Source organism: Streptomyces sp. M92 (genome assembly GCF_028473745.1).
Lineage (GTDB): Bacteria > Actinomycetota > Actinomycetes > Streptomycetales > Streptomycetaceae > Streptomyces.
The window spans coordinates 7,670,954-7,680,776 of the sequence record NZ_CP101137.1; the positions used below are offsets into that span (position 1 = coordinate 7,670,954).

A 9,823-nucleotide genomic window follows, 5' to 3' on the forward strand; every position below is an offset into this window, starting at 1 on the left:
GCGGCCGGCTCCGTCCCTCCCGCCTCACTCCCCCGGCGCCTCGGACGCCTCGGGTGCCTCGAACGCGTCGAGCAGCCGGGCCAGGTCCGGGGGCCAGAGCGGGTCGGGGGAGTCGGCGAGTTCCTCGCGGGTCCACCACCTCCAGGTGAGAATGCCGTCCTGGGCGTGGGAGGCGGCGAGGTGCGGGCCGGTGGGTTCGCGGCGGGGCCCGCGGGTGACGTAGATGTGCTCGTACTGGCGGACGGGGCCGACGCTCGGGTGGGTGAAGTCGTGTTCCCAGGTGCACAGCAGCGGGCCGGGCTCCAGGTCGGTCCAGCCGGTCTCCTCGCGCACCTCGCGCAGGGCGCCCTCGCGGGGGCTCTCGTCCGCCTCCAGGCCGCCGCCGGGCATCGCCCAGTACACGCCGACCTCGGTGTTGTCGTAGCGGAAGAGGAAGACCGCTCCCTGGGGGTCGAGCACGGCGAACCGGGCGGCGCGGCGCGGGGTGCGCGGCCGGTCGCTGTCCAGCGGGCGGCGCAGCACCGTGCAGGGCCGGCCGAGGGCGTGGTCCCGGCGGTGGTCCACGGCCGTGTAGCCGAGGGCGTTCCAGAAGGCGAGGCCCCCGGTGTTGGAGTCGAGGACGGCGAGGCGCACCGCGGTGCGGCCCGCGGCGCGCAAGCGGTCCTCGACGAGGTTCGCGAGCCGGCGGCCGTGCCCCTGCCCCCACAGGTCGGCGTCGATCATCAGCAGCCCGATCCAGGGGTCCGGGTCGGCCGGGTCGGGGTGCCGGGCGAGGGTGACCGCGACGCCGACCAGCCGGCCCGCGTCCCGGGCGAGCAGCGCCTCGGCGCCCGGCCGCGCCAACTCGTCGGCCAGCGCCGCCGCCACCTGCTCCGGACGGATGTCGTCCGGGTCGGGGAAGTCGCCGCCGAGCGCGTGGAAAGCGTGGTTGGAGGCGTAGAGGGCGGTGAGTTCGGTGAGGAGGGGGCCGGGGATGTCCCGGTCGGGGGTGAGGGGGAGCGGGGTGATGATCACGCCGGGCAACCTATCCGACGCCCCCGGCGCCCGCGGGGGCCCGCGACGGCGCGCCCGGTCCGCCGCCGTGACACCATCTCCTGCGTGCTCGACATCGGCTACGCCCTCTCCACCCGCTTCCCGGACCCGCCGCAGACGGACTACCGCCGCGCGGACGTCCGTGCCCTGCGGCACGACCTGTTCTGCGGGGACGTGTACCTCGCCGACACCAAGGCGGACCGGGAGTTGTCCACAGCCTGGGGATGGGTGCCGGTGCTCGACTTCGCGTGGGCGCTGTGCGACATCGTGGAGCGCGTCGACCGGGACCCGGCGGGCTCCCGGGCCGCCCGGCCGCAGCGTGCGGAGCTGGACTTCACCGAGTCCTCCGACCGCCTGCTCTTCGAGCGCCGCTTCGGCTGGGTCGACATCGAGGCGGAGTGGGTGCCGGCGGACGAGCCCCCGCTGTCCTTCTCCCACGCCGAACTGCGCCGGGAGGCCCGGGACTTCCTGCACGACCTGATCGCCGACCTCACCGACATGCACGAGGACCTGGCGGACAACCCGGCGATCTGGACGCTCCAGGCCCGCTTCCCGCGCGTCTCCTGAGCGTCCCGGCCGCACTGCTCCCAGGCCGGACTACTCCTCCGCCAGTACCCGCACCCCCAGCTCCGCCGCCAGGACCGGCGCCAGGTCCAGCAGCTGGGCCGGGCTGATCACCGCGCCGGAGAGGCGGTCCACGCCCCGGGCGATCTCCAGCGGGGCGGCGCCGCGCAGGTCGACGTCCGTGAGGGACGCCGCGCTGAAGTCCGCCTCCTTCAGGGCGCAGTCCACGAACGCGACCCGCTCCAGGCGGGCGCCCCCGAAGTCCGGCTCGACGAGGACGCAGCCCTCGAAGACCACGTCCTTGAGCCGGGACCGGCGCAGATTCAGGTAGTCGATCTTGCCGCCGCGGACCAGGACCCGTTCCAGCACGGCGCCGTGCAGCTGGGTGCCGCCCAGACGGGCGTCGTGCAGCTCGACGTCGCGCAGGGTGGCCTCGGCCAGATTCGTCCCGACGCCCCGGACGCCGTCGAGGACGGAGTCGAGCAGCCGGGCGCGGGGCATCGACGTCTCGTCCAGCGCGCAGCCCGTCAGCGAGCAGTCCATGAAGCGGGCGCCCGCGCCGTCCTGGCCCGCGAAGTCCGCCTCGCGGAACTCCAGCCCGTCGTAGTCCCCGTCCGGTGCCAGCCCGCCGCCGTCGTACGGCTCCAGGGGCGGCAGCCGCAGCTCGGGGCGGCGGGCCGCCCGCACCTTCGCCGTACCCGGCCCCGCACCCGCACCCGCACCGCCACCGCCCGCCGCTCTCCTCACCATGCCCCCATGCTGCACCCCGCCACTGACAACCGACCCGGCCGTCCGCCCCGGCCGACCGCCCCGGCCCGCGCGGACGCCCGCATGTCACATTCGGCGCCCCCGGCGGCGTCGTACTCACGGACAGGCACCACGCAGGCGTCCCCGACCCGAGGGAGAACCACAGCCATGCATCGCATCACCGTCATCGGCGGCGGCTTCGCCGGACTGACCGCGGCCATCACCGCCGCCGAGGCGGGCGCCAAGGTCACCGTGCACGAGGCCCACCACACGCTCGGCGGACGGGCCCGGACGGCCGACGGCCCCTACCGCACCAACGACGGTCCGCACGCCCTCTACAACGGCGGCCCGCACTGGTCGTGGCTCAAGCAGCGAGGCCTGATCGGTCCGCTGGCGCCGATCCCGCCGCTGGAGGGGGCCCGGCTGCGGCTGCGCCACAAGGGCGTGCTGCGCCGCACCCCGCCGTTCGCCATGCTCAAGCTGCTGCGCCGGGGCGCGGGGCGGGCGCCCGTGGACAGCGACTTCCTGACCTGGGCGTCGGGAATCGCGGGCGAGGAGGGCGCGCGGGCCGCCGCCCACTACTGCGCCGTCGCCCTTTTCCACCACGACCCCGGTTCGCTGTCCGCCGCCTTCGTGCAGGAGCGGCTGCGCCGGGCCGCCAAACTGCCGCCGGAGGCGCACTACCCGCGCGGCGGCTGGGCGGGCGTGATCGACCGGATGGCCGCCCTGGCCTGGAACCTCGGCGTCCGGATGGAGACCCTCTCCCGCGTCGACACGGTCCCGACCGACACCCCCGTGGTCGTGGCCACCTCCCTGGACGCCGCCCGCCGCCTGCTGGGGGACGCCTCGCTGACCTGGCCGAGCGGGCGCACCACGCTGGTCGACCTGGCCGTACGGACCCGGCGCGGTGACGCCTTCGCGGTCTCGGACCTGGACGCGCCGGGCTGGATCGAGCGGTTCACCGCGCAGGACCGCACCCTGGCACCGGCGGGCGAGCAGCTGATCCAGGGACAGATCCCCATCGCGCCCGGCGAGTCCAAGGCCGACGGCACCGCCCGCGCCGAGGAACTGCTCGACCTGGGCTTCCCCGGCTGGCGCGAGCGGCTGACCTGGCGGCGGGAGGCGGTCGCGAACGGCCGTACCGGGGCCGTGGACCTGCCGGGCAGCACGTGGCGCGACCGGCCCTCCGTCGACCGGGGCGACGGGGTCTACCTCGCCGGTGACCAGGTGGCCGCGCCGGGGCTGCTGTCGGAGGTGTCGTTCAACAGCGCGCTGACGGCGGTGTCGCTGGCACTGGGCAGGCGCGAGCTTGATCTCAAGCATGCCTGAGGCCTCCGTCCGGCCTTTCGGCTGCCGCCCAATCAACCGCCGGCCCAGCCCTCACGCGGATGCGGTACGACCCGATTCGTGGTCTTCTGGCCAGATGAGTGCCCCCCGGACAGGTGAGCCGGCCGCGCCCGCGGAAGCCGACCCCCGCCGCTGGTGGGGACTGGTGGTGATCGCCCTGGCCCAGCTGATGGTCGTACTGGACGCGACCATCGTGAACATCGCGCTGCCCTCCGCCCAGCGCGACCTGGGCATGTCCGACGGCAACCGGCAGTGGGTGATCACCGCCTACACCCTCGCCTTCGGCGGACTGCTGCTGCTCGGCGGGCGGATCGCGGACCTGGTGGGCCGCAAACGCACCTTCGTCATCGGGCTGATCGGCTTCGCCGTCGCCTCCGCGATCGGCGGCGCCGCCACCACCCCGGCGATGCTCTTCGGCGCCCGCGCCCTCCAGGGCGTCTTCGCCGCGGTCCTCGCGCCGTCCGCGCTGTCCCTGATGACGACGACCTTCACGGACCCCAAGGAGCGCGGGAAGGCCTTCGGCATCTACGGCGCGCTCGCGGCCAGCGGCGCCGCGGTCGGTTTCATCGTCGGCGGCGTGCTCACCGAGTACCTGAACTGGCGCTGGTGCCTGTACGTCAACGTTCCCGTCGCCGTCGCCGCCGTGATCGGCGCCTTCGCCCTGCTGCACACCCGCCCCGGCCGGCCCGGCGCCCGCCTCGACGTGCCCGGCGTGCTGCTGGGCTGCGGCGGGCTGGTCGCCCTCGTCTACGGCTTCAGCGAGGCGCAGCCGCGCGGCTGGACCGACGCGCTGGTGCTGGCGCTGTTCGCCGCGGGCGTCGTCCTCCTCGCGGTCTTCGTGTGGTGGCAGACCCGGGCGCCGGTGCCGCTGCTGCCGCTGCACGTCATCAAGGACCGCAACCGCGCCGGGTGCTTCCTGACCATGATGCTGGCCGTCATCGGCATGTTCGGGATGTTCCTGTTCATGACGTACTACCTCCAGGAGATCCTCGGGTACTCACCCGTGAAGACCGGCCTGGCGTTCCTGCCGATGACCGCGGCGATCGTCATCGGCTCCACGCAGATCTCGGCCCGGCTGCTGCGCCACGTGGGCCCGCGCATGCTGATGGTCCCCGGCATGCTCCTCGCCTCCGGCGGCATGGTGGTCCTCACCCAGATGACCGTGGACTCGGCGTACGCCTCCGAGATCCTGCCCGCGCTGATCCTGATGGGCCTCGGCATGGGCCTGACCTTCATGCCGGTCTTCTCCACCGCGACCGCCGGGGTCGCCCCGCAGGACTCCGGCGTGACCTCGGCGACGGTCAACACCTCGCAGCAGGTGGGCGGCTCGATCGGCACGGCCCTGCTCAACACCGTCGCGACCAGCACCAGCGCCTCCTGGATCACCTCCCACCTCTCCGACCCGGCCCAGCGGGAGCAGGTCGTGCGGGAGGGCATCGTCCACGGCTACACGGTCGCCATCTGGCTGGCCGCCGGCATCATGCTGCTGGCGGCCCTGGTCGCGGGCCTGATGGTGACGGCGAAGGCCCCGAAGCACGGCACCCCGGCCGACCGGCCGGTGCCGGAACCGGTGGCCTAGGGGATGTCGCGGGGGCCCCGCCACGCGGGGCCCCCGCGACGTGCGTCAGCTCCGGCCGGACACCCGGTCCGCGATCCGCGCCAGCCGGGAGGAACCGGCGCTGTGCGTGACGCGTTCGCGCCGGTCGGCCTCGCGGTAGACGGCGTACATGCCCTGCACGCCGAGCCAGCGCAGCGGCTCCGGCTCCCAGCGGCGCACCCGGTGGTTCACCCAGGGCAGGCCGGTGAGGTCGGTGCGGCCGCCCTGGCCGGAGTCCCGCAGGACCAGGTCGCACAGGGTGCGGGCGGCGAGGTTGGCGGTGGCGACACCGGAGCCGACGTAGCCGCCCGCCCAGCCGAGACCCGTCGAGCGGTCCAGGGTGACGGTGGCGCACCAGTCGCGGGGCACGCCGAGGACGCCCGACCAGGCGTGCTCGATCCGGAGCCCGGCGAGGGCGGGGAAGAAGCGGACCAGGATCTCGCGCAGCGCGTCGACGGTCGCCGCCTGGGTGGTGCCGTCGTTGTCGGTGCGGGAGCCGAAGCGGTACGGCACTCCGCGCCCGCCCAGCGCGATCCGGCCGTCGGCGGTGCGCTGGGCGTACATGTAGGCGTGCGCCATGTCGCCGAGGGTCTCGCGGCCCGCCCAGCCGACCGACTCCCACTGCTCGTCGGTGAGCGGCTCGGTGGCGATCATCGAGGAGTTCATGGGCAGCCAGGTGCGCTTCTGGCCCTTGAGGGAGGCGGTGAAGCCCTCGGTGCAGCGCAGGACGTGGGGTGCGCGGACGGTGCCGTAGGGAGTCGTGGCGTGCCGGGGGGTGATCTCCGTGACCGGCGTCGACTCGTGGACGGTGACACCGAGGCGTTCGACGGCCGCCGCGAGGCCCTTGACCAGTTTCACCGGGTGCAGGCGAGCGCCGTGCGGGGTCCAGGCGGAGCCGACGGCGCCGGCGACGCGGATCCGCTCGGCCGTCTCGCGGGCGCCGTACAGCTCCCGGTCCTTCTCGCCGTACGCCAGCTCGGCCTCGTGGAACGCCTTCAGCCGGGCCGCCTGCGCCGGTGTGCACGCCACCTCGAGCACGCCGCCCTTGTGGACGTCGGCGTCGATGCCCTCGGCCCCGGCGGCGCGGATCACCTCGTCGACGGTGTCGTTCATCGCCCGCTGGAGGCGCACGGCCGCCTCGTGGCCGTGGAGCCTGGCGTACCGGTCGCGGCCCGCGATCCCGTTGTAGAGCCAGCCGCCGTTGCGGCCGGAGGCGCCGTAGCCGCAGAACTTCTGCTCCAGGACGGTGATCCGCAGGAAGGGCGCGGCCTTCTTGAGGTAGTAGGCCGTCCACAGGCCCGTGTATCCGCCGCCGACGATCACCACGTCGGCCGACGCGTCACCGTCGAGCGGCTCCCGGACCGTCGCCGGAAGCCCGTCGTCCGCGTACCAGTAGGAGATGCCGCCGTTCACGACGCCGCTGCTCGGGCTGCTCATGGCCAGGACGTTAGCCCTGGTGGGCGGGGGATGTCTGCTTCGGAATCCGTTGAATTTCCCGGCGCGGGACGCTTCCGGCGGCCCGATATCCGGGTGACCGCGGCGCCGGACGCCGGTAGCGTCGGCCGACGTGATCGACGTTCCGGACGCGCTGGCGGCCTCGCAGAGGAAGTACAACGGAGAGGCGGGCCGCGCCTTCGTCGACGCGCTGCCCGCGCTGGCGGCCGAGTTCCTGGACCGGTGGGAGCTGCGCCTCGACGGGCCCGCCATGCACGGCTGGGCCGCCCTCGTGCTGCCCGTGGTGCGCGGCGACGGCGCCCCGGCCGTACTCAAGCTCCAGCTCCTCGACGCGGAGACCGAGGGCGAGCCCGTCGCCCTGCGCCGGTGGGACGGCGACGGCGCGGTGCGGCTGCTGGACCACGACCCGGCCACCGGCACCATGCTGCTGGAGCGGCTGGACCCGGCCCGCACGCTCGGTCACGTCGCGGGCTCCCGCGAGGCCGTCCAGGTCATCGCCCGGCTGCTCGCCCACCTCACCGCCGCCGAGGCACCGCCCGGCCTGCGCCGCCTCGGGGACATCGCGCGGGGCATGCTGGAGCGGACGCCGGGGACCCTGGAGCGCATCCCCGACCCCGCGGACCGGCGCCTGGTCGCCGACTGCGCGGCCGCCGTGCGGGAGGTCGTGGACGAGCCGGGCGACCGGCTGCTCCACTGGGACCTGCACTACGACAACGTCCTCGGCTCCGACCGCGCCCCGTGGCTGGCCATCGACCCCAAACCGCTCGCCGGCGACCCCGCCTTCGACCTGCTGCCTGCCCTCGACAACCGCTACGACCCGGACGAGACCCTGTGGCGCTTCGACGCCATGACCGACATCCTCGGTCTCGACCGGGAACGGGCCCGCGCCTGGAGCCTCGGCCGCGTCCTGCAGAACTGCCTGTGGAACGTCGAGGACGGCGACCCGCTGGAGACGGAGCAGTTGGAGATCGGGCGGTTGCTGCGCACGCGGTGAGCCGTCGGCGATCGCCGGGCGACCACCGCACGCGACCGGCCGCGGCTCCGCCGCGCACTGCTCGGGGTGGGGAACGGGATCGCTCCTGGCGGGCGAGCGTGGCGCCGTGAACTCGCGGGCGGCCGCTGGACGGGGCTCGACACCGACCGCCCCCGGGCGCCGCCGACGGCCCGGCCCGGCTCCCCTCAGCGCCGGCCCGTCCCGCTCCGGCGAGGATGAGGGTCGGTGCCGGGGGAGGGGCCTCACGCCGTGAACCGCGGGCGGGGCGGGTGAGGTGGGTGGCGGGACTCGGCGCCGGTTCGCGTCCCGGACAAGGGCCTGGCGTCCGTCCCGGTCCACAGGACGGTGGCCGCGCTTCCGTGAGCGCGGGGCGCGCCCGTGTGCGCCGGAGGAGGGCTTCAGTCACGTGTGACCGGGCAGGCCTCGGGGGGCCGGGCGGACCCCAGGGCGGCCGGGAGTTCGGTGCGGCGGCGTATGCGGAGCTTGCGGTACGTGCTGGTCAGGTGGGTCTCCACGGTGCGCCGGGCCAGGTGGAGCAGGTCGGCGATCTCGGTGTTGGTGCGGCCGGCGGCGGCCAGTTCGGCGATCCGGCGCTCGCTGCCGGTCAGCGCCCCGGAGCCGGTCCCGGCGGTCGCCGGACTCCGGGCGCCGCTGTCCCGCAGGGCCTGCCCCGCCAGGGCGAGCAGCCGTACGGCACCCTTGCGTTCGGCCAGTTCCGCCGCCTCGCGCAGCCGGCTCCGGGCGCGGCCGCGTTCACCGGCGGCGAGGAGCTGGCGGCCCTGGGCGAGCAGCGCCTCGATCAGCTCCGTGCCGGTGTCGACGGGTGCCTCCCGCAGGGTCCGTACGGCGTCCTCGGCCAGCTCCAGGCCGCGCCGTCCGCCGGTCGCGGTGCCCAGCACGCGCAGGGCGCGGCCCACCGTGCGCGGGGTGTTCCACACCCGGGCCAGCCGCAGTTCCTCCGTCGCCAGGGCCAGCGCGTCCTGGCCGCCGCCCAGCGCCAGCCGGCACTCCGCGACCGCCGTCCGCCACGGGGTGACGACGGGACTGACCACGTCACGGGCCGTCTGCCGCCGCCCGCACTCCAGGAAGTCGTGCACCGCTCCCACCAGGTCCCCGGCGGCGGCCCGCTGCACGCCCCGCGCGTACAGGAAGCGGTTCACCTCCCAGCCCTCCGGCGCCCGGCGCAGGTCGAAGGCGTGCGCGAGCCGTCCGGCCTCCTCGGTGCGCCCGGTGTGGACGAGCGCCATCAGGGCGTGCGCGTCCCGGTTGGTGGGCCCGGTGCGGGAGGCCTCCGTGTCGCCGCGCCGGTCGTCGGCGAGCAGGCGGGCGTGGTCGCCGCGGGCGGCGGCGATGTCGGCGCGGGTGTTGAGGAGGGCGTGCTGCATCGGGTGCAGCAGCGCGGGGTGCTGCCCGGCCAGCCCGCGCTCCACGAGCCGTTCCGCCTCGTCGAGTTCGTCCGCCCACTGGGCGACCGCGGCGGCCGTACCCAGCAGGAAGGGCTCCGCCAGCGGGTCGCCGGGCAGTGCGAGCAGGGCCCGTACGCGCGTCATCGCCTCCTCGGCCGAGATCAGCCCGGCGGTCGCCCCGTACCGCACCAGCAGCACCTGCCCGGCGGTGCCCAGCACCTCCGGCGTGTGCTCGCCGGTCTCGCACAGCGACCGGTACACCTCCTGGCGGGTCGCCAGGTCCTCGTCGGACAGCAGCGCTCCGGCGGCCTGCACGGTGCGGGCGAGACCCGGGTGCCCGGACAGCCGGCCCTCCGTGCGGCGCAGTACGTCCATGGCCGTACGGATCTCCCCGCGGGCCGCGAGGGCGGTACCGAGGGCGACGGCCGTACGGACCCGGTTGCGGGGTTCGGCCGGCAGGTGCTGGGCCTCGGCGAGGCGCGCGATGGCGGCGGGGGCGTCGGCCGACGCGTACTCCAGGGAGCCCAGTTCCGTCAGCAGCCGCTGCCGCAGGTCGTCGGCGAGCGGCTCGTCCAGCGCCCGGCGCAGGTAGGCGACCGCGTCGGCGGGCCGGCCGTCGTGGACGGCGACGGTCACCGCGTCCCGCAGCACGCGCAGCGCCCAGGGCGGTCCGGCGGCCGG

General features: G+C 75.3%; 8 protein-coding genes. 4 read left to right on the forward strand and 4 right to left on the reverse strand.

Translation table 11 applies throughout. The features are described 5' to 3' along the window. Positions 1 to 24 precede the first annotated feature (24 nt). Positions 25 to 1,014, reverse strand: coding sequence for a bifunctional GNAT family N-acetyltransferase/NUDIX hydrolase (locus tag M6G08_RS35395; protein WP_272591206.1), 990 nt, complete (start codon positions 1,012 to 1,014; stop codon positions 25 to 27). An 84-nt stretch (positions 1,015 to 1,098) separates the two neighbouring features. On the opposite strand from M6G08_RS35395, the gene M6G08_RS35400 reads away from it, so the two are divergent. Further along, on the forward strand, positions 1,099 to 1,599 hold the full coding sequence (locus M6G08_RS35400) for a hypothetical protein (protein WP_073729667.1): 501 nt from the start codon (positions 1,099 to 1,101) through the stop codon (positions 1,597 to 1,599). Positions 1,600 to 1,629: 30 nt separating this feature from the next. Here M6G08_RS35400 and M6G08_RS35405 read toward each other — a convergent pair whose 3' ends face one another. After that, entirely contained in the window at positions 1,630 to 2,346 is a 717-nt protein-coding gene (locus M6G08_RS35405) for a pentapeptide repeat-containing protein (RefSeq protein ID WP_272591207.1), read from the reverse strand. 165 nt (positions 2,347 to 2,511) lie between these two features. On the opposite strand from M6G08_RS35405, the gene M6G08_RS35410 reads away from it, so the two are divergent. Beyond that, positions 2,512 to 3,672, forward strand: coding sequence for an NAD(P)-binding protein (locus tag M6G08_RS35410; protein WP_272591208.1), 1,161 nt, complete (start codon positions 2,512 to 2,514; stop codon positions 3,670 to 3,672). Positions 3,673 to 3,766: 94 nt separating this feature from the next. After that, positions 3,767 to 5,269, forward strand: coding sequence for an MFS transporter (locus tag M6G08_RS35415; RefSeq protein ID WP_272591209.1), 1,503 nt, complete (start codon positions 3,767 to 3,769; stop codon positions 5,267 to 5,269). Between the two features lie 45 nt (positions 5,270 to 5,314). Here the strand turns inward: M6G08_RS35415 and M6G08_RS35420 are convergent, their stop codons facing one another. Further along, positions 5,315 to 6,724: an NAD(P)/FAD-dependent oxidoreductase gene (locus M6G08_RS35420; RefSeq protein ID WP_272591210.1), complete on the reverse strand. Its 1,410-nt coding sequence runs from the start codon at positions 6,722 to 6,724 to the stop codon at positions 5,315 to 5,317. Positions 6,725 to 6,854: 130 nt separating this feature from the next. Between M6G08_RS35420 and M6G08_RS35425 the strand changes: the two genes are divergently transcribed. Continuing rightward, positions 6,855 to 7,736 carry an aminoglycoside phosphotransferase family protein gene (locus M6G08_RS35425; protein WP_272591211.1) on the forward strand — a complete coding sequence of 294 codons (882 nt, stop codon included), beginning with the start codon at positions 6,855 to 6,857 and terminating at the stop codon, positions 7,734 to 7,736. 398 nt (positions 7,737 to 8,134) lie between these two features. On the opposite strand, the gene M6G08_RS35430 is transcribed toward M6G08_RS35425, so the two are convergent. Then, positions 8,135 to 9,823 (reverse strand): LuxR C-terminal-related transcriptional regulator (locus M6G08_RS35430; protein WP_272591212.1); only part of this gene is annotated, 1,689 nt, incomplete at its 5' end.